The 18578-nt window shown below is 68.5% G+C and carries 15 protein-coding genes and 1 tRNA gene; 9 read left to right on the top strand and 7 right to left on the bottom strand.

The features are described from left to right. Genes DM480_RS05545 through DM480_RS05555 form a run of 3 tightly spaced genes read left to right on the top strand, consistent with a single transcriptional unit; the run spans nt 1 to nt 3031 of the window. Nucleotides 1-2109 (top strand): cbb3-type cytochrome c oxidase subunit I, encoded by a 2109-nt coding sequence (locus DM480_RS05545; protein WP_232834134.1) that lies wholly within the window; start codon nt 1-3, stop codon nt 2107-2109. After that, a complete protein-coding gene (locus tag DM480_RS05550; protein ID WP_115377953.1) occupies nt 2106-2732 on the top strand; it encodes a cytochrome c oxidase subunit 3 in 627 nt (208 codons plus the stop codon). The genes DM480_RS05545 and DM480_RS05550 overlap by 4 nt, the downstream gene beginning before the upstream one ends. Next, complete coding sequence (locus DM480_RS05555) at nt 2729-3031, top strand: cytochrome C oxidase subunit IV family protein (RefSeq protein WP_115377954.1); 303 nt, start codon at nt 2729-2731, stop codon at nt 3029-3031. The genes DM480_RS05550 and DM480_RS05555 overlap by 4 nt, the downstream gene beginning before the upstream one ends. Before the next feature lie 44 nt (nt 3032-3075). On the opposite strand, the gene DM480_RS05560 is transcribed toward DM480_RS05555, so the two are convergent. From DM480_RS05560 to DM480_RS05570, 3 genes are all read right to left on the bottom strand, one after another. Next, nucleotides 3076-3624: a fasciclin domain-containing protein gene (locus DM480_RS05560; protein ID WP_115377955.1), complete on the bottom strand. Its 549-nt coding sequence runs from the start codon at nt 3622-3624 to the stop codon at nt 3076-3078. A 74-nt stretch (nt 3625-3698) separates the two neighbouring features. After that, nucleotides 3699-4388, bottom strand: a complete 690-nt coding sequence (locus DM480_RS05565; RefSeq protein WP_115377956.1) for an anti-sigma factor — start codon at nt 4386-4388, stop codon at nt 3699-3701. Next, entirely contained in the window at nt 4375-4953 is a 579-nt protein-coding gene (locus tag DM480_RS05570; RefSeq protein ID WP_115377957.1) for a sigma-70 family RNA polymerase sigma factor, read from the bottom strand. The genes DM480_RS05565 and DM480_RS05570 overlap by 14 nt, the downstream gene beginning before the upstream one ends. A gap of 170 nt (nt 4954-5123) precedes the next feature. Here DM480_RS05570 and DM480_RS05575 point away from each other — a divergent pair, with 170 nt between their 5' ends. From DM480_RS05575 to DM480_RS05590, 4 genes are all read left to right on the top strand, one after another. Further along, a complete protein-coding gene (locus tag DM480_RS05575; RefSeq protein ID WP_115377958.1) occupies nt 5124-6080 on the top strand; it encodes a ferritin-like domain-containing protein in 957 nt (318 codons plus the stop codon). 30 nt (nt 6081-6110) lie between these two features. Further along, on the top strand, nt 6111-7097 hold the full coding sequence (locus DM480_RS05580; RefSeq protein ID WP_115380879.1) for a ferritin-like domain-containing protein: 987 nt from the start codon (nt 6111-6113) through the stop codon (nt 7095-7097). Nucleotides 7098-7134: 37 nt separating this feature from the next. Then, the gene (locus tag DM480_RS05585) at nt 7135-7986 is read left to right on the top strand and encodes an outer membrane protein (protein ID WP_115377959.1); all 852 of its coding nucleotides are present in this window, start codon (nt 7135-7137) and stop codon (nt 7984-7986) included. Between the two features lie 230 nt (nt 7987-8216). After that, nucleotides 8217-9224, top strand: a complete 1008-nt coding sequence (locus tag DM480_RS05590) for an aspartyl protease family protein (RefSeq protein WP_115377960.1) — start codon at nt 8217-8219, stop codon at nt 9222-9224. A 163-nt stretch (nt 9225-9387) separates the two neighbouring features. On the opposite strand, the gene DM480_RS05595 is transcribed toward DM480_RS05590, so the two are convergent. The 3 genes from DM480_RS05595 to DM480_RS05600 all read right to left on the bottom strand — a co-directional run bounded on the left by DM480_RS05595 (nt 9388) and on the right by DM480_RS05600 (nt 11010). Then, nucleotides 9388-9699, bottom strand: coding sequence for a hypothetical protein (locus DM480_RS05595; RefSeq protein ID WP_115377961.1), 312 nt, complete (start codon nt 9697-9699; stop codon nt 9388-9390). A 310-nt stretch (nt 9700-10009) separates the two neighbouring features. Beyond that, a complete protein-coding gene (locus DM480_RS17915; protein ID WP_125471476.1) occupies nt 10010-10807 on the bottom strand; it encodes a hypothetical protein in 798 nt (265 codons plus the stop codon). A gap of 127 nt (nt 10808-10934) precedes the next feature. Next, a tRNA-Thr gene (locus tag DM480_RS05600) sits at nt 10935-11010 on the bottom strand. A gap of 206 nt (nt 11011-11216) precedes the next feature. Here DM480_RS05600 and DM480_RS05605 point away from each other — a divergent pair. Together DM480_RS05605 and DM480_RS05610 are read left to right on the top strand one after the other, a co-directional pair. After that, the gene (locus DM480_RS05605; protein ID WP_405053293.1) at nt 11217-12593 is read left to right on the top strand and encodes a PAS domain-containing protein; all 1377 of its coding nucleotides are present in this window, start codon (nt 11217-11219) and stop codon (nt 12591-12593) included. 115 nt (nt 12594-12708) lie between these two features. Next, a complete protein-coding gene (locus DM480_RS05610; RefSeq protein ID WP_115377962.1) occupies nt 12709-17301 on the top strand; it encodes an NAD-glutamate dehydrogenase in 4593 nt (1530 codons plus the stop codon). Between the two features lie 131 nt (nt 17302-17432). On the opposite strand, the gene DM480_RS05615 is transcribed toward DM480_RS05610, so the two are convergent. Then, nucleotides 17433-18548 (bottom strand): PepSY-associated TM helix domain-containing protein, encoded by a 1116-nt coding sequence (locus DM480_RS05615; RefSeq protein ID WP_232834135.1) that lies wholly within the window; start codon nt 18546-18548, stop codon nt 17433-17435. Nucleotides 18549-18578 lie beyond the last annotated feature (30 nt).

Genomic DNA, 18578 nt, shown 5'->3' on the forward strand with positions numbered 1-18578 from the left:
GTGCAGACCGCGCAATCCCCCTTCTGGTCCGATCCCGTCTGGCCCGACCTGCTCGGCCGCTTCGCCTGGTCCGACCTGCCGTTCGTCCGCGCGTGGCAGGACCCGACGCTCAGCGAGGTGATCGGCGCCGGCGCGGGCCTGCTCGTCATCGTCGGCGCCGTCGCCGTCGCCGCGCTGCTGACCCGCTACCGCTTGTGGGGACGTTTATGGTCGGAATGGCTGACCAGCCTCGACCACAAGAAGATCGGCATCATGTACATCGTCCTTGCGCTGGTGATGCTGGCGCGCGCGCTGACGGAGGCGGTGCTGATGCGGATGCAGCAGGCGTCCGCGATCGGCCATCCCGGCATCGTATCGTCCGATCATTTCGCGCAGCTGTTCTCGACGCACGGCTCGATCATGATCTTCTTCATGGCGATGCCGTTCATCACCGGCCTCATCAATTACGTCATGCCATTGCAGATCGGGGCGCGCGACATGGCATTTCCCTGGGCCAATTCGGTGGCGCTGTGGCTGACCGGCGGCGGCGCGATCCTGATGATGGCCAGCCTGGTGATCGGCCGCTTCTCGACCGGCGGCTGGAGCGGCTATCCGCCCTATACCGGCCTCGCCTTCAGTCCCGACGTCGGGCCGGATTACTGGATCTGGGCGGTGACCTTGGGGTCGATCGGGTCGACGCTGGCGGGGATCAACATCGCCTGCACCATCGTCATGCTGCGCGCGCCGGGCATGGCGTATATGCGGATGCCGCTGTTCTGCTGGACCAGCCTGTGCACCGCCATCCTGATGGTGTTCGCGATGCCGCCGCTCACCGTCGCGACCGCGCTGCTCGCGCTCGACCGCTATCTGGGGTTCCATTTCTTCACCAACGACCTCGGCGGCAACATGATGAACTATGCCAACCTGTTCTGGCTGTTCGGCCATCCAGAGGTGTACATCCTGATCCTGCCCGCTTTCGGCATCTATTCCGAAGTCGTCGCGACCTTCTCGTCGAAGGAATTATACGGCTATGCCTCGCTGGTGATGGCGACGATGGCGATCGCGGTGCTCAGCTTCACCGTCTGGGTGCATCACTTCTTCACCATGGGGCAATCGGCGGCGCTCAACGCCGTGTTCGGCATCGCGACGATGACGATCGGCGTGCCGACCGGGGTGAAGCTGTATGACTGGATCTGGACGATGTTCCGCGGCGAGGTCCGCTTCAGCGTGCCGATGCTCTATGCGCTGGCGTTCATGGTGACCTTCGTCATCGGTGGATTCACCGGCATCATCCTCGCGATCCCGCCGCTCGACTATGTCTTCCACAATACGCTCTTCCTCGTCGCGCATTTCCACAACATGCTGATCCCCGGCCTCCTTTATGCGTTGCTGGCCGGCTACACCTTCTGGTTTCCCAAGGCTTTCGGCTTCCGGCTCGACGAATTTTGGGGGCGGATTTCGTGCGGTTGCTGGATCGCCGGCTTCTATCTCGCCTTCATGCCGCTCTACGTGCTCGGCGCGAGCGGCATGGCGCGGCGCAGCGCGGAAATCCTGCAACCCGATTTCCGGCCCTGGCTCTACGTTGCCGGCGCGGGCGCGCTGGTGCTGTTCGCGGCGCTCGTCGCGCTCGTCGTGCAACTGGTCGTCAGCATCCGCGCGCGCGACGCCACCTGCGTCTTCGCGGGCGATCCCTGGGATGGCCGCGGCCTGGAATGGGCGACATCATCGCCGCCGCCGGACTATAATTTCGCGGTGATCCCGGAAGTCGACGCTCGTGACGCTTTCTACGCGGGCAAGCGCCATGGCGGCTGGTACGCCCACCGCACGCCTTACACGGCGATCGAGATGCCACGCGGCAGCATGACCGGCCCGCTGATCGGCCTCGCCGCGACCGCCACGTCGTTCGGGCTCATCTGGCATATGTGGTGGCTCGCCGCGCTGTCGCTGGAAACCCTGATCCTCGTCGTCGTCGTGCGCAGTTTCGTGCGCGGCACGCATCGCGTCGTGCCCGCGCGCGAGGTCGCCGCGATCGAGCATCGCTGGCACGCCGCGCGCGCCGCCGCGACGCCCACCCCGCGTGCGCTGGAACTGACCACCGCCAACAGCGGCCGGGCGGATATCCCGGCATGAGCGACCCGTCGCTACGCCACGCCGGCGTCGATCTGGGCGGCACGCCGCGCAACCGCAACGCGCAGGCGGAAAGCGGCCTGTTCGGTTTCTGGATGTTCCTGATGAGCGATGCGGTGATCTTCGCGTTGCTCTTCGCGGTCTACGGCACCGTCGTGGCCGCAACTGCGGGCGGGCCGACGCCGGCGCAGGAGTTCAAGCTCGGCGGCGCGCTCGTCGAGACGCTGCTGCTGCTCACCAGCAGTCTGACGGTCGGCCTGTCGGTGCTCGCGATGAAATATGACGCCGCGCGGCGGCCGGTCTTCGCCTGGCTGGGCGTCACCTTCGCGTTGGGCGTCGCCTTCTTGGTGCTAGAGGCGCGCGATTTCGCGACGATGCTCGCCGACGGCGCCTATCCGACGCGCAGTGCGTTTCTGTCCGCCTTCTTCGCGCTGGTGCCGCTGCACGGGCTGCACGTGCTGGCGGGCTGTTTCTGGATGCTCGTGATGGGCGGCCAGGCGCTCGCCTACGGCTTCGATGCGCGGGTCAGGCTCAACATCCTGCGCCTCGCGCTGTTCTGGCATTTCCTCGACGTGATCTGGATCGCGATCCTCACGATCGTCTATCTGCAGGGGCATGTGCGATGACCGAACGGGGACGCCTGACCGCCACGTACCTTGGCGGTTACGCCGCCGCGCTCGTGCTGACGCTGGCGGCGTTCGCCGCCGTCCGCTGGCCGATCGCGGGCGCGGGCACGACGCTGGCGATCATCATGGGCCTCGCGCTCGTCCAGCTCATCGTACAGCTGCGCTGCTTCCTCCACGTCAGCGTAACGCAGGGCTCGCGCATCACGCTGCTGCTCGTGCTCTTCTCCTCGCTCGTCATCGCGCTGATGGTCGCGGGCACGCTCGTCGTGATCTTCAACCTGCACGCGCGGATGATGTGAGGGGGAGGCGGCGCTGCCGGACCGGCGCACCGCCTCCTACAGGATCAGGGCATCATCACCGTATCGATGACGTGCACGACGCCGTTCGACTGCGCGACGTCGGCGATCGTCACGCGGCCGGTGTCACCCTTGCCGTCCATGATCGCCCAGCCGCTGCCCGCCTTGCGGAACATCAGCGGCTCGCCCTGCACCGTCGTGTAGGTCGCCGTGCCGCCATGCGCCTTGGCGTTAGCGGCGATATCCTTGGCCATGATCCGGCCAGGCACGACGTGATAGGTCAGCACAGACGTCAGCTGCGCCTTGTTCTCGGGCTTCAGCAGGGTATCGACCGTACCCGCCGGCAGCTTGGCGAAGGCGGCATTGGTGGGCGCGAAGACGGTGAACGGCCCGGGCCCGGACAGGGTATCGACCAGCCCCGCCGCCTTGACCGCCGCGACCAGCGTCGTGTGGTCCTTCGACTTGGACGCGTTTTCGACGATCGTCTTCGTCGGATACATCGCGGCACCGCCGACGACCGGATTGTTCTTCGCATAAGCGCCGCCCGCGCCGAGCAGCAGAACGGCAGCGAGCGCTGCGCCACTATATCGGATCATCGCATCTCTCCTCACGCCGGAAATGGCGTGCCCTAGCTACGGTGCGGATCAGGAATTGGACGCAATGCGCGCGGTCAGATGCGATCGAGCTGCCCCGTCGCGACGACCGGGCCGCTCGGCAACGGCCGCGGCGATCCGCCCAGCGGCTCGATCGATATGGCGAGCGTCGTGCCCGGCTCGATCGCCACGTCGTGCACGACGATCCGCGTCTTGCCGTCGCGCGTCAGCAGGCCCAGCGCGCGCGGCACGCCGTCGCGCCCGATCGCCCAGAGCTCGGCATCGCGGTTTGCCGGCAGCGCGACCCGGCCGAGCGTACGCACCTGCCCCGCGCCCTGGTCGTAGACCGCGGCGAAGGGCGCGCCGCCCTCGGGCGCCAGCGTCGCCACCATCGCGGCGGGCACGTGCGCCGGCGACGGAATGATGGCCGGGCTCTCGCCGGAGCGCACCAGGATCGCCATCAGCAGTGCCGCGGCGACAGCGCTCATCCCGCCACCGAACCAGCGCCAGCGCCGCAGCGCCGTCAGCGTTCCCGGATCGTGGCGCATGTCCAGCGCCGCCCTCACCCGCCCTTCCAGATGCGCGGGGGGCGCCACATCCGGCACCTCCGCGAACAGCGTCGCGAAATGCGCGCGCCACCGGGCGACGTCGCGTGCAAAGGCGGGATCGGCGATCAGCCGGCGGGTCGCCGCCGCGCGATCCTCGCCGTCCAATACACCCAGCGCCAGTTCGGCGGCGGTCATGTCGGGATCGTCAGTCACCGTCATCGAGACAGTCCCGAAGCCGCCCGAGGCCACGGCGGATCCAGCTCTTCACCGTGCCCAGCGGCACGTCGCGCTGCTGCGCCAGTTCTGCGTAGGTGAAACCGCCGAAAAAGGCGGCGCGGATGGTGTCGCGCTGCACATCCTGCAACCGGTCGAGGCACAGGTGCAGCCGTCGGTCCGTCTCGTCGAACAGCATCGCATCGTACGCGGACGGTGAAGGCGCGGGCAGGTCGGCGGCTTCCTCGACGCCCGCCGTCTCGCGCAGCGGATTGGCGCGCCGCCAGTCGATCGCGCGGTTGCGCGCAATCATCGCGAGCCAGGTGATCGGGCTTGCCCGACCGGGCTCGAAGCCACCGGCGCGCTTCCAAACCAAGGCGTATACGTCCTGCAAGACTTCCTCTGCTGCGTGTCTGTCCCCACAGATACGCAGGCATATGCCAAAAAGCTTCGCGGCCGTCATGCGATAGACGCGAACGAACGCGTCGCGGTCCTGATCCCCCGTCGCGACCAACGCCTCCACCAATGCGCGGCGCGCATCATCGGCGGAAGGAGGCGTGCCGAAACCCATGACCGATGGCTAGCTGCTGCCCGTTTCGTCGGCAAGCCACGGGGCGCAGAATGTTTTTTTCCGACAATGCGTCCGATGCGTCGCCTGCTTCGTACCTGCCATGCGCGGCGCCTTTTCGGCCGCCCGGCGGAACGTAGAAACGCTCCGCCGCCATAAAGGGAGATAGCGGGATGACCCAAAGCGAGCAGTTCATCGAGGCACTGGACGCGCGGGTTACCCGCCGCAACGACCGGCGCGAGTTGTTCCGCATGGTCCTGGGCGCGGCGGCCGTAGGCGGTGCCTTCGCCTATGCCGACAGTGCGGCGGCGCAGACCGCCCCCACCGACGCGGACGTGCTGAACTTCGCCCTCAACCTCGAATATCTCGAGGCGAACTTCTATTCCTACGCCGCCTTCGGCACTGCGATCAACGGCTCGCTGACCAGCGGCACCGGCACGGCAGGCGCCGCCACCGGCGGTCGCCAGGTCACCTTCTCCGACCCGCTCGTCGCGGCTTATGCGAAGGAGATCGCGCAGGACGAGATCGCGCACGTCGCCTTCCTGCGTAACGCGCTGGGATCGGCGGCAGTCGCGCAGCCGGCGATTGACGTCGGCACGTCGGCAAATGGCGCGTTCAGCTCCGCGGCGCGCGCCGCCGGCCTGATCGGCGCGGGCCAGTCGTTCGATCCTTATGCCAACGACAATAACTTCCTCCTCGCCTCCTACATTTTCGAGGATGTCGGCGTCACCGCCTACAAGGGCGCCTCGCCGCTGATCAGCAACAAGACCTTCCTCGAGGCCGCCGCCGGCATCCTGGCGGTAGAGGCGTATCACGCCGCGATCGTGCGCACGGTGCTCTACGCAAAGGGTGTTGCGACGCCGTCGCTGCGCACCGCCGCTGACGCCATTTCCGACGCCCGCGACAGTCTGGACGGCGCCAGCGATGACGATCAGGGCATTTCGCCGACCACGGTCAACGGCAATCTGGTGTCCAACATCGTGCCGCTCGATGCGAACGGCATCGCCTACAGCCGGTCGACCGGTGCGGTGCTCAACATCGTCTACCTGACCAAGGCCGCCGTCACGATGGGCGGCTTCTTCCCCGCAGGTGTCAACGGCACCATCCGCAGCAGCACGGCCCAGGCCTGAGCCGGCCGGCACCTCACAGGGAGACAGATGATGCACACCACACAGGTCCTGAGCGAAGTCCTCGCCGCGGCGGAGCGCCGCCGTCATGAACGCCGCGCCTTCCTGCGCACCGCCGGCGCCGCCGCCGCCACGGCCGGCGTCGCCGGCTTGCTGGCCGGCTGCAAGGACGACCATAACAACGACTATCCTGCCACGCCCTTCCCCACCCCCGCGCCGACGCCGTCGGATGCCGACGTGCTCAACTTCGCGCTCAACCTCGAATATCTCGAGGCGCAATTCTACGCCTATGCCGCAACGGGCGCGGGCTTGCCCTCGTCGCAGCTCGGCGGGACGGGCACGCAGGGCACGGTGACGGGTGGGCGCAGGGTCAACTTCTCTGATCCCGTCGTCGCGCAATATGCGCGCGAGATCGCCGCGGACGAGGCGGCGCACGTCGCCTTCCTGCGCACCGCGCTCGGATCGTCGGCGGTAGCGATGCCGTCGATCAACATCGACGGCGGCGCCAGCGGCGCCTTCACCGCCGCCGCGCGCGCAGCGGGTGTGGTCGGCGCGTCGGGCACGTTCGACCCTTATGCCTCTGACGAGAACTTCCTGCTCGGCGCGTTCATCTTCGAGGACGTCGGCGTCACCGCGTACAAGGGCGCATCGCCGCTGGTGACCAACAAGACCTACCTCGAGGCGGCCGCGGGGATTCTTGCCGCCGAAGCCTATCACGCGGGCCTCGTCCGCACCGTCCTCTATGCGAAGGGTCTTGCGACCCCCAGCCTGCGGACCATCGCGGGCCAGATTTCCGATGCGCGCGATAGCCTCGACGGGACGACCGATCTCGACCAGGGGATCGTCGGCAGCGACAGCACGGTGTCGAACATCGTGCCCGCCGATGCGAACGGCATCGCGTTCAGCCGCACGCCGGGCCAGGTGCTCAATATCGTTTATCTCAGCGCCTCGGCGACGACGAGCGGCGGGTTCTTCCCGTCGGGCGTCAATGGCACCGTGCGCACCAGCTCGGGCGTCTGACCCTCAACCAACGCCGCTGTCCACAGGGAGATACGACATGCGCCATATCCTTATCGGGCTCGCGCCCGCCTTCGTCCTCGCCACCCTCGCCGCTGCACCCGCAGCGGCGCAGGACATGGACGCCGATCCGCAGCCGTTCAGCGGCGTCTATATCGGCGGCGCCGGCGGCTATGATGTCCAGCCCAATCCGGTCGGCGCGCGCCTGCTGTTCGACCGCAACCTCGACGGGCGTTTCGGCGACACGGTCGTCACCGCCGGCAACACCAACGCTTTCTCGCCGGGCTTCTGCAACGGCGCCGCACGCGGCGCGACGCCGCAGGCGGGCGGTTGCCGCAACGACAAGGACGGCTGGGCCTATTACGGCCGGATCGGCGCGGACACGCAACGCGGCCACGTCGTCGTCGGCTTCGTCGGCGAATTCGGCAAGTCGGAGATCACCGACAGCACCAGCGGCTTTTCCACGACGCCCGCGAATTACGTTCTGACCCGCGACCTGGATTACGAGGCGTCGATCCGGGGCCGCGCCGGTCTCGCCTTCGGCACCACGCTTTTCTACGGCACGACCGGCGCGGGCTATGCGAAGATCAATCACAGCTTCACGACGACGAACACCGCCAATGCCTTTGCGCTGCGCGGCGACGATACGCGCTTCGGCTTCCTTGCCGGCGGCGGTATCGAACAGAAGATCGGCCGGCACTTCTCGATCGGCCTCGAATATATGTACCACCGCTACAACGACGACAAATTCCGCGTTCGCGTGACGCAGGGTAGCGCCGCGGCGACCAACCCGTTCGTGCTCACGCCCAACACCAGTGGTACTGACATCGCACGGTCGGACAATATCTTCCGCTGGCACAGCATGCGCGCCACCGCAGCGTTCCGGTTCTAAGCCCGACCGACCTTCGGCCCTCCACGCCGTCCCGTCACTCCGGTTGCTCCACCGGGGTGACGGGCAATACGATCTCTGATCACAAGACGCGACGTTCCGCTCGAGGAGGCTGAAGGCCGTCGCCGCTGGTCGCCCAACCCGCTTGACCATCCGCCCTACATCGCTGCGGCGGCAGTACAATCGCTCGTCCTGACGATGGATTTACCCCATTGGCGGTGTTAGTATCGGTCATGGGTCCGTGCTGCGTTTTCTGGCTCCCCGGCGCGCTGTCGCTCGGGCTCGCGCAGGTCCCGCAACACGCCCCGCCATCGCCGTCGTCCGTACGGATCACCCCGGGCGAAGCGCAGATCGACGATACGCTCGACGTCGCGGGCGACAGCATCGCTGCCGAGCAGATCGACACGCGTATGGCGATCGGCGTGACGGTCGATGGTCATGGCCCCTATCGCTTCGTGGTGGATAGCGGCGCGGACCGGTCGGTGATCGGCGCGCGCCTGGCGCGCGACCTCGCGCTCCCCGCGGGCGAACCGGTGATGCTGCACGGGATGGCGGGGTCCAGCCGTCGCGAAACCGCCAGGATCGCGCGGCTGGGGATCGGCGGCGGCGTGGTCGAGGACGTCGCCGCGCCGACGATTCCCGAAGCCGCCCTCGGCGCGCGCGGGCTCGTCGGGATCGACGCACTGCACGGACACCGGCTGATGCTCGATTTCGAAACCAACACCGTCACGGTGGAGGACGCGCGCCGCCCGATGCCGGCGCGGGCGGACGACATCGTCGTCACCGCGCGCCGCCGCGGCGGACAGCTGATCCTGACCCAAGCCCGCGCCGGAAGCCTCGGCATCCGCGCGGTCGTCGACACCGGTTCGCAGCTGACGATCGGCAATCTCGCTCTGCGCGATGCCTTGTTCCGCCGCGGTCGCCTGCCGCCGGAAACGACATCGACGACGCTCGTCAGCGTGACGGGGGAGACGCGGGTCGTACCGCTGGCGATCGTCCCCGAAATGCGCATCGGCACGATCATGATGTATAATGTCGTCGTCGGCTTTGCGGACCTGCCGCCCTTCGCGCTGTTCGGCCTCGCCGATACGCCGGCGATGATGCTGGGCACCGACCTGATGGGCAGCTTTCGCCGCATCTCGCTCGATTTCGGCGCTAAGAAGGTGCGTTTTCAGCTCCGTCGCTGCCCGCCCGCTCCCGCGCCTGGCGCCGGCTGCCCGCCCGCCCCCGCACCACGCTGAGACTACGGTCGCAGCCCCTCAGGCGGCAGGATCGTCTGGAACCGGCGAACGGAGCCGCGTTAGCTCCCCGGCCCGGCGCCATTGGCGCGTGGCCCCTCGCCACAGGGCACCCAAGCAGAAGCCTCGCCGAACGGCGCTTCCGCCTTCGCCGCTGCTTCCCCGTTCAATCTCTCGCGTCGCGCAGCGCTTCCAACTCGGCCAGTCTGACGGGATCGTCAGCGGCCAGTACCTCCTCAAGGTAGAAACCATGGGCGATATTGCGCACCACCTCCCGCGCCTCGCCACTATATTCCTCCGCTACAATCGGGAACGCATCCACCAGTTCGCGAAGAAACCCCTTGTCCAGTTCTTCGAGCTGACCGGCGAGAGCCTCCGACATCTTCACGGCGGTATCGGGGTCCAACTCATCCTCGTCGGTAAGCTCGAGGAACACGACATACTCCGCGATAATGCTCGCAACCTGCATAGCAATCATGGCTTGACTACCTTCACGTGGATGTTGGTGACTTTCATCTTCTTGAACAACTTCAGCGCTTTGGTCTTCTGAGCAGGAGTAGGAACCTCCCATAATTCTATATCAGGCGATGTTCTGCCAGCACCTGTGACTGACACAACAGCTGGGCTCGGGCGTGGGGAGCATCGATCACCTTCCATTTCCGGTCGATCACGTAATCGCCCTGAATGCCGTCGAACTTGACTGGCCGCTTCGAACCGTCCGCCATCGTTCGCATCAGCGTCGGCGCCCGACCGGGCTGCGCACCCGTGGCAGCGTCGTTGTAAGCCTTTCAGGGCTTTTGCGACTTGGTCGTCTCCTTCACCCAGCCGATCTGCGGGGGCGCGAAGGTCGTTCGCCGCCTCGCCACGCGAAGTCTGCGCAATGCGGCAGCCTTTGAGACTGCCGCCCCCGGCGCTGCCGCCAGCGCAACGTTCCCGGCAACCCTACCCGTTACACGACCGATGTCCCGTGCCGACGCATTGGCGACGGCGCTTGCCGCACGCGAAGCCTGGATCCGGGCGGGCGTATCCTCGGCAGCGATCGCAGCATCGATCATACCCGCGATACCGCGACCGGCGTTGCGAACGGTGGTCACCGGATTCGTCGTCAGCGCACCGCGGACTCCTGCCACCGTCCTTGTCCCAACGTCGTAAAGTCCTTCGCCGACTCCACCGGCAAATTCGGCGACAGGGTTCGGCCGGCTGCCGGGCCACGATCCCTCGACGTGCTTGGGTTGTACCTTGGGCGATGCACGCTTGACCGGCCTCTGGCTATCTCTCGCCGCCGTTTCAGCACGTGACGTTCCCCTCTTCGGCAACGTCAAAGGCCGCGACTTGCTACGCTCTCCCAAAGCAGGGACGCGATCGGAACCAGACGGAGCCCGACGTTTCTCGCTGCCAACCGCATCGGTCCCGCCCGCAGCATACCGGCGTCCCGCGCCGGCAAAGGTGAACCGGCCGTCCTCCGGATCGTGCCACGGATTGAATTTGATTTCGAGACCGTCAGGACTGAGCGCAGGTGGCAGCTTGCCGGTTCGCAGCCACCATAAAAAAGCGCTCGATTGCTTGCCGCCAGAGGACCCGATCATGCCGCCCCGCTTTCGTCATCGCGACGAGAACATATAGGGAACGATCTGCAAAAAATCAAGCCTGAAGCATGACAGCCCCGCGTGCTGGTGCCGGCCTGGTGGTCTATGAGGTGGGATGTCACAAGGATGGTGCCGCTTACAGGACTCGAACCTGTGACCCCCGCATTACGAATGCGATGCTCTACCAACTGAGCTAAAGCGGCACGGGCGGCGTAGATGGCCGCTCGGGTGAGGCGGGCGCTTAGCAGGGTCGTATCAGCGTGACAAGTCGCGGATTGCGCGATCGCGCCGCCGCCATCCCGCCGCGCCGAAATCGCGCGACGCCTTTACGCCCCGTTTACCACGCGCCGTGCACAAGCAGGCGTCACGAGGGGGGTTCCTTGTACCCCTGCGTCAAAAGGGTCTTGGAATGGATACGGGCGGCTTCGACCACGAACGAGACGACAGCGAGATCGAGCAGGCACGCTTTGCCGCCTCGCTGCCCGCAGCGCGCCACGATGCGCCGGGGATCGAAGACGCGCTGGACGATCCTGCGGCTGCGGTCGATGCGCCGGGCGTCGAGGCGGACATCGACGAGGGCGGCGTCGCCGACTCGGGGTTCGACGTGGGCGGCGACGAGCGGCGCATGCATGTGCGCGCCTACAACCACTGGGTTTCGCTGCTGAAGGGGCGTCCCTACCCCCCGATCGACGATCTCGACCCCGCCAACATCGTCGATTTCGGCCCGCACAGCGTGCTGCTCGATTTCACCGGCGGGCTGGAAGATCCGACGATCGCCTATCTGGGCCGGACGCTGCGCGAGGAATGCGGGCTGGAAACCAGCATCACGCGGATCGCCGACGTGCCTGGCCGCTCGCTGCTGTCGCGGCTGACCGACCACTATCTGCAGATCATCGCCAATCGCGCGCCGATCGGGTTCGAGGCGGAATTCGTCGGCACCCGCGGGCGCACCACCTTGTACCGCGGCATCCTGATGCCCTTCTCGTCCGATGGCGAGGCGATCGATTTCATCTATGGCGTGATCAACTGGAAGGAGATGGTCGACGAGGCGACGCAGGCGACGCTCGATGCCGAGCTGGGCGCCGCGATGCGTGCCGCGTCCCGCCCCGCTGCCGACGCCGCGATCTGGGCAGACGGGCCGAGCCACATCGCCGACGCGGCAGCCCCGGACGCCGCCGCCGCGATCGTCGAGCCGCCGCTCACCGGCACGCTCGGCGACCGGCTGATGATGGCGCGCGAAAGCGCGGCCGCCGTGCGCGCCGCCGATACGCGCGGCCGCGCCGCTCTCTACCGCGCCCTGGGCCGGGCGCACGACTTCGCGCTCGCCTGCGACGAGGATCCCGACGGCCTCGCCGACCTGATGCGGGGCGCCGCGCTGAAGGCGCAGCCGCGTGCGCCGATGACGCCGATCGTCAAGCTCGTCTTCGGCGCCGATTACGACAAGACGCGGCTGGCGGAATATGCCGCGGTGCTGGGCCATGCCCGTCGCCACGACGTGCCTGCCGGCGGCCTGCCGCGCATGCTCGAGGCGGCGGACGGCGGGATCAAGGCGATCGTGGCGGCGGAACGCGCCGCCCGCCGCCCGGTGCGCACGCCCGACGTATTCGAACGCGCCGCCGCGGAACTGCGCGCCCTGCCCGTGCTGGGCAAGCTCGCGATGGGCGCAGGATCGGACGAGTTCGTGCTGCTGCTCGCGCGCGCCGCAGGAGGCGACACGGTGGAGATCATCAAGCGGGTCGACAATCGGTCGCTGGTCGCCTCCGCGCTCAAGAAGGCCGCAGCGTGACAAACACAAGGGGGAAATAAAGCATCGGCGGCAAGTTAGTTCCTTTCCGCCACACGAAATTATTGCACCGCGGCAAGTCTTGAGGTTGGTCGCCGACGGGAGCATAGGCGCGCCCATGGCCGACCAAGACAAGAGCATGGCCGCGGCGCTCGCCGCTAGGCTGACCAAGGGTGCGTTGCCGGGAGAGTTGAAGGGTTTCGGGGACGCCGAGCGCGCCGCCGCGGCCGCCTTCGTCGCGCAAACCGCCGCCGCCCGCCCCGCCGGTACCGCCGGCATCGCGCTCGAACCGATCGCGTCCGACGACACGCGGCGGCGCATGCGACTCGCGATCGTCAACGACGACATGCCCTTCCTGGTCGATTCGATCGCCGCGGCGATCGGCGCGCAGGACATCGACATTGATCGCATCATCCACCCGGTGGTCCGCGTCGCGCGCGATGCGGACGGCAAGCTGACCGATATCGGCGGCGCCGGCACGCCCGAATCGATGATCTATCTCGAGATGGAGCGCGCCGACGCACGCGACCGCCGCGGCTTGATCGACGATCTTACCATGGTGCTCGCCGACGTACGTGCCGCGGTAGCCGACTGGCCCGCGCTGCAACGCGCGATGGCGCGCGACGAGGCCGCGCTGCCGCAGGGCGAGGGCGCGCAGCTGCTGCAATGGTTCCTCGACGGCCATTTCACCCTGCTCGGCCACCAGATCTGGCACCGCGACGGCAGCGCCGGCGAGGCGTTGGGCATCGCGCGCCACGCGCATGACGTCCCCGTGCTCGCCGAATCGAGCCGCGCGCTCGCGATCGACTGGTTCGAACAGGGCAATGACGCGCCGCTGCTGCTCAAATCCAGCCTGATCTCGACCGTGCACCGCGCGGTGCCGCTCGACCTCGTCGTCGTGCCGGTCACCGCCAATGGCGAGATCACCGGTCTGTCGATCCACGCCGGCCTGTGGACCAGCGCCGCGATGCAGGCGGCGCCGCGCGACGTCCCCGTGCTGCGCGCACGCCTGTCGGCGCTGAAGGCGAAGTTCGGCTTCGACCCCAAGGGCCATGCCGGCAAGGCGCTGACGCACGCGCTGACCGCGCTGCCGCACGACCTCGTCATCGCCTTCGACCCCGCCTCGCTCGAAGAGGTGGTGCTGACCGCGATGAGCCTCGCGGATCGCCCGCGCCCGGCGCTGGTGCTCGTCCGCTCCGCGCTCGGCCGCCACCTGTTCGCCTTCGCGTGGCTGCCGCGCGACGACCTCACCACCGCGCGCCGCGTCGCGATCGGGCAGATGCTGGCGGAGGCGGCGAACGGGTCGATCCTCAACTGGTCGATCAGCCTCGACGACGGTGTCGTCGCGCTGCTTCGCTACACGATCGACCTGCGCGGGCAGGGTCGGATGCCCGATGCCGCACCGCTCGCCGAGCGACTGGAGCGGATGGTACGCGGCTGGGTGCCCGCGGTCGAGGCGGCGCTGGTCGCCGATGTCGGGCCCGCGCGTGCCGCGCGCCTCGCGCTGCGCCACGCCAACGCCTTCCCGCAAGGCTATCGCAACAGCAATTCCGCCGAGGAAGCCGCCGCCGACATCGAACGGCTGGCGGGACTCGACGCGGCGGGCAGCCGTGCCGTCCGCCTCGCCAGGCGCGGCGACGCGACCCGGCTGAAAATCTATCGCCAGGGCGGTGCGCTCGCGCTGTCCGACGCGGTGCCGGTGCTGGAGAATTTCGGCTTCCGCGTGATCGAAGAGGTGCCGACCGCGCTCGGTGACGACGCACATTCGTCGATCCACGAATTCCTCGTCGAGGCGAGCGGCCCGCTGTCGTGCGACGCGACGATGCTGGAAGGCGCGATCGCCGCGGTGCTGGAGGGGCGCGCGGAAAACGACGCGTTCAACCGGCTGATCGTCGATGTGGGCCTCAGCCCGCAGGCGGTCGTGCTGCTGCGCGCCTGGTTCCGCTACCTGCGCCAGGCGGGCCTGACCTATGGCCTGACCACCGTCGTCGACGCGCTGCGCCGCGCGCCGAAGGTCGCCAACGCGCTGATCGCGCGCTTCGCCGCGGCGCACGACCCGGCCGGCGCGGGCGATCCGCACGCCGCCGATGAAGCGATCGAGCGCGGTCTCGACGCGGTGTCGGCGATCGACGACGATCGCATCCTGCGCGCGTATCGGCATCTGATCGCAGCGACGCTGCGCACCAATGCCTTCGCTCCCGCGGCGGACGAGGCGCTGGCATTCAAGCTCGACAGCCATCTGATCCCTGGCCTGCCGGCGCCGGTGCCGTGGCGCGAAATCTGGGTCTACAGCCCGCGCGTCGAGGGCATACACCTGCGTGCCGGACCCGTCGCGCGCGGCGGCCTGCGCTGGTCCGACCGGCGCGACGACTTCCGCACCGAAATCCTCGGCCTGATGAAGGCGCAGCGGGTCAAGAATGCGGTGATCGTGCCGACGGGCGCCAAGGGCGGCTTCTATCCGAAGCAACTGCCCAATCCCGCCGCCGATCGCGACGCGTGGCTGGCGGAGGGGACGGAAAGCTACCGCATCTTCATCCGCTCGCTCTTGTCGATCACCGACAATATCGTCGAGGGCAAGGTGGTTCATCCCGTCGCCGTTCGCGTGCTCGACGGCGAGGACCCCTATTTCGTCGTCGCCGCGGACAAGGGCACCGCGACGTTCAGCGACGTTGCCAACGCGCTCGCGCTGGAACGCGATTTCTGGCTGGGCGACGCCTTCGCCAGCGGCGGCAGCGTCGGCTACGACCACAAGGCGATGGGCATCACCGCCAAGGGCGCCTGGGTCTCCGTCCAGCGCCATTTCGCGGAACGCGGTGTCGACGTGCAGACCGACAGCATCCGCGTCGTCGGCTGCGGCGACATGTCGGGCGACGTCTTCGGTAACGGCATGCTGCTGTCGAAGACGATCAAGCTGGTGGCCGCTTTCGACCATCGCCACATCTTCATCGATCCCGATCCCGATCCCGCGACGAGCTGGGATGAGCGCGCGCGCATGTTCGCGCTGCCGCGCTCCAGCTGGGCGGATTACGACGCCGCGCTGATCAGCGAGGGTGGCGGCGTCTGGGCGCGCAGCGAGAAGAGCATCCGGCTGTCGGACGCGGCGCGCGACGCGCTGGGCCTGACGCAGAGCGAGATGGACCCCGCCAGCCTGATCTCCGCGATCCTTAAAAGCCCCGCGGACCTGCTCTGGTTCGGCGGCATCGGCACCTATGTGAAGGCGGCGGCGGAAAACAACGCCGCGGTCGGCGATCCCGCCAACGACCGCCTGCGCGTCAACGCCGAGGACCTGCGCGTCATCGCGGTCGGCGAAGGCGCGAACCTGGGTGTCACGCAGGCCGCGCGCATCGCCTTTGCCGCGCGGGGCGGGCGGATCAACACCGACTTCATCGACAATTCGGCTGGCGTCGATTGTTCGGACAACGAGGTCAACATCAAGATCGCGCTCAACCGCGAGATGATCGAGGGCCGCCTCGCGTTCGAGGATCGCAACGCGCTGCTCGCCAGCATGACCGACGACGTCGCGCACCTCGTGCTGGAGGACAATCGCCTGCAGACGCTGGCGCTGTCGATCGCCGAAGCAGACGGCGCGCCGGCGATCCCTAGCTATGTCCGCCTCATCGAAATCTTCGAAAGCGCCGGGCGGCTCGACCGCGCGGTCGAGGGGCTGGCGGGCAACGACGATTTGCTCCGCCGCGGGCAGGAGGGCCACGGCCTGACCCGGCCCGAGCTTGCCGTGCTGCTCGCCACCGCGAAGCTCGCGTTGCAGGACGGGATCGAGCGCGCGCCGCTGGCGGTCGCGCCGGAGCTCGCGCCCGACCTTCATGCCGCCTTCCCGCCCGCGATGCGCGCGAAGTTCGCGAAGGCGATCGACGAGCACCGCCTGCGCGCGGAAATCGTCGCGACGAAGCTCGCCAACCGCATCGTCAACCGGCTGGGCCTGCTCTATCCGTTCGAGCTGGCCGAGGAGGAAGGCGCAAGCGTCGCCGACATCGCGGGCATGTTCGTCGTCGCGGAGCGGCTGTTCGGCCTCGACGCGCTCTGGGCGGAGATCGAGCGGGCACCGATGGCCGAAGGCGCGCGGATCGCGCTGTTCAACGAGGTCGCGGTGGCGACGCGGTCGCACATCGCCGACCTGCTGCGCGCGGTCGCGCCGGGTACGCTGCCGCAGGCGGTGCTCGACCGGATCGGCAAGCGCGTCGACCAGCTGGGCGCGCAGACCGCCTCGCTGCTGCTCGACGAGGCCAGCGCGCAGAGCGCGCGGATCGCCGCGGAACTGGAGGCGGCGGGCGCGCCCGGCGATCTGGCGCGGCGCGTCGTGCGCCTGTTCGAGATGGACGGCGTCATCGGCCTCGCCGCGCTCGGTGAGCGGCAGGGGATCGACGAGGTCGCGCTGACCCGCGCCTTCACCCACCTCGGCCAGGCGCTCGGGCTCGACTGGGCGCAGGGCGTCGCTGCGCGCATCGTGTCGAGCGATCCGTGGGAACGCCTGCTGCTCGCCGGCCTCGCGCGCGATTTCCAGCAGCTGCGGCTGGAATTCCTCGCGCGCGGCGGCAAGGCGCCGCAGGATGCCGCGGACGAATGGCTCGCCGCCAATGCGCCGCGCGTCGGCCAGTTCAAGGCGGTGATCGACCGCGCCCGTCACGCCGCGCAGCCGAGCGCCGCGATGCTGGCGCAGATCGCGGGCCAGGCGCGCGTGCTGCTGGGGCGCTGACAGCCGAAGGAGAACGGCGCGTCGACACGCTCGGCACGAACGGGATGAGGGACACCGCCCCCTCCCCCGTTTGCCCTGAGCCTGTCGAAGCGCCGTACTTCTTCGGCCCGTAGGCCGGGACGCGTGAAGGATCAGCCCCGCGCCGCCCGCTTCGCGCGTTGCTTGGCCGCCAGCTCCGCCTTCCAGCCGCGCGCGCGCCACCACATGATGACGCCGGTCACCGCAAGCGCCGCGGGGAGCAGGCCGCCGAGGAAGATGATCGTCTGCCACACGCCGCCCATGCCGGTGCCGTCGTGGAGGCGGCGCATCAGCCGCGCGATCCCACCCGAGGCGCGCGCGGGCACGGCGACCGCGACGCCGCTGTCGTCGGCGACCTTGACGCTGGCGCCGCCCGCATAGCCGAGCGTCCAGTCCGCGGTCTTTTCCGTCGGCCAGGCGATCGAGACGAGGGCGCCGCGCAACGTGCCCGCCGCATCCGCCACCGCCGCCTCGGGCGTCAGCGCGGCGTGCGCCACCGGCGCCGCCCGCGCCGCGGCGCGCGGATCGGGCCCGCCGCTGCGCCGTGCCTCCCCACTCAACGCGCCGAAGAAGGCGGGGAAACTGATCCACGCGCCGGTCAGCGACAGCACGAACAGCGGCAGCGCCACCCAGAATCCGAACAGATAATGCAGGTTGGTGTCGGTGTTGCGATGCCGCCGCCAGCGCAGGCCGCGCACCCATTTGCCCACCGTCGGCCACCACAGCCACAGGCCGGTGAAGCTCGACACCATCATCGCGACGCCGATCCAGCCGACCACCTGCCGCCCGACGCCCGGCAGCTGCAGACTGCCGTGCAGCACGTGCAGGAAACGGACGAGCCCGGCGTTGCGCGGCGCGACCTCCAATACCTTTGCGGTCGGCGGGTCGAGATAGACCATCATCCGCGGCGGCGGCCCGCCGCGCGCGGCCCCCACCCCGGCGGGCGCCGCGGCGACGACGACCGGCCCCTGTCCATCGGGCAGGGTCAGCTGCGCGATCCGGTCGCCGGGCTTCAGCACGCGCGCCGCCGCGGCGACATAGGCGGACGGGGTCAGCAGCGTATCGCCCGTCACCGCATAGCGCGCCGGATTGGCGATCCGGTCGAGCGGCTCGTCCCACACCAGTGCCGCCCCCGACAGGCACAAAGGCACGATCAGGATCGCCAGGATCAGCCCGATCCATTTGTGCACCTGAAACCAGGTACGCCGCCATGCCAGGGTGTTCATCATCGTCTCCGCCCGAAGGTCGCGGGGGTCGCA

This window comes from Sphingomonas sp. FARSPH, assembly GCF_003355005.1.
Taxonomy (GTDB): domain Bacteria; phylum Pseudomonadota; class Alphaproteobacteria; order Sphingomonadales; family Sphingomonadaceae; genus Sphingomonas.

Bases quoted from the DNA above. Each gene is read 5' to 3' on its own strand.
- DM480_RS05550 (WP_115377953.1), top strand. From the start codon at position 2,106: ATGAGCGACCCGTCGCTACGCCACGCCGGCGTCGATCTGGGCGGCACG.
- DM480_RS05555 (WP_115377954.1), top strand. From the start codon at position 2,729: ATGACCGAACGGGGACGCCTGACCGCCACGTACCTTGGCGGTTACGCC.
- DM480_RS05560 (WP_115377955.1), bottom strand. From the start codon at position 3,624: ATGATCCGATATAGTGGCGCAGCGCTCGCTGCCGTTCTGCTGCTCGGC.
- DM480_RS05565 (WP_115377956.1), bottom strand. From the start codon at position 4,388: ATGACGGTGACTGACGATCCCGACATGACCGCCGCCGAACTGGCGCTG.
- DM480_RS05570 (WP_115377957.1), bottom strand. From the start codon at position 4,953: ATGGGTTTCGGCACGCCTCCTTCCGCCGATGATGCGCGCCGCGCATTG.
- DM480_RS05575 (WP_115377958.1), top strand. From the start codon at position 5,124: ATGACCCAAAGCGAGCAGTTCATCGAGGCACTGGACGCGCGGGTTACC.
- DM480_RS05580 (WP_115380879.1), top strand. From the start codon at position 6,111: ATGCACACCACACAGGTCCTGAGCGAAGTCCTCGCCGCGGCGGAGCGC.
- DM480_RS05585 (WP_115377959.1), top strand. From the start codon at position 7,135: ATGCGCCATATCCTTATCGGGCTCGCGCCCGCCTTCGTCCTCGCCACC.
- DM480_RS05590 (WP_115377960.1), top strand. From the start codon at position 8,217: ATGGGTCCGTGCTGCGTTTTCTGGCTCCCCGGCGCGCTGTCGCTCGGG.
- DM480_RS05595 (WP_115377961.1), bottom strand. From the start codon at position 9,699: ATGATTGCTATGCAGGTTGCGAGCATTATCGCGGAGTATGTCGTGTTC.
- DM480_RS17915 (WP_125471476.1), bottom strand. From the start codon at position 10,807: ATGATCGGGTCCTCTGGCGGCAAGCAATCGAGCGCTTTTTTATGGTGG.
- DM480_RS05605 (WP_405053293.1), top strand. From the start codon at position 11,217: ATGGATACGGGCGGCTTCGACCACGAACGAGACGACAGCGAGATCGAG.
- DM480_RS05610 (WP_115377962.1), top strand. From the start codon at position 12,709: ATGGCCGACCAAGACAAGAGCATGGCCGCGGCGCTCGCCGCTAGGCTG.
- DM480_RS05615 (WP_232834135.1), bottom strand. From the start codon at position 18,548: ATGATGAACACCCTGGCATGGCGGCGTACCTGGTTTCAGGTGCACAAA.